Consider the following 597-nt stretch of genomic DNA (forward strand, 5'->3'; position numbering starts at 1 on the left):
GCGCGCCCCGTATCGAGCCTAATCCCTTCGATTCGGCTGGCCTGTCAAGGATACTCAGGAGGCCCCCGGGTTTGTTCAAATTCAAAACGTTGATTTTGCTGTTCGTCGTGTTGTTTTCAGGCAACGGCCTGCTCCATGCCGCGCCCACACTGGCTTCCGTGATCAAGGCCGAAGAGGCGGATGGCAAACCGCCTGTTCTGGTTGATGGCGGCCTGCTGGGGGCTTTGGGTGCTGGCATGGATGAGGTTCAGGACAAACTGGGCCTGAGCATGCACCTGCTGGACACCTGGGGGCTGCGTACCGAGCGTGCGGCTGATGAAGTGGGGGCACTGGTCGAGCAGGCATCCAGCCATCCGTCATGGAGCGGGCTGGCCGATTTCTTCCTGTTGTCGGTCATCTGGTTTGGCGCATTTTTCGGGCTGATGTTTGCCGGGCGATGGCTGGCGCGTTATCTGCTCACAACCCGACCGATTGCTGGCAGGCCGCGCATTCAGGCGTTGGTCAAGTATGTGGCGCCGTATATGGTGCCCGCGCTGCTGTCCTTGTTGCTGACCCTGTATGCCAGCCGATTCTTGCAAGACACGCTGGGCCGCTCGT

At 60.3% G+C, this 597-nt stretch carries 1 pseudogene; it reads left to right on the forward strand.

Annotated elements, in window-relative coordinates:
• Nucleotides 1–71 precede the first annotated feature (71 nt).
• Nucleotides 72–597: pseudogene (locus HBO23_RS33570) on the forward strand (mechanosensitive ion channel protein); the annotation flags it as partial.

The organism is Pseudomonas sp. WS 5532 (assembly GCF_012985445.1).
Classification (GTDB): domain Bacteria; phylum Pseudomonadota; class Gammaproteobacteria; order Pseudomonadales; family Pseudomonadaceae; genus Aquipseudomonas; species Aquipseudomonas edaphica.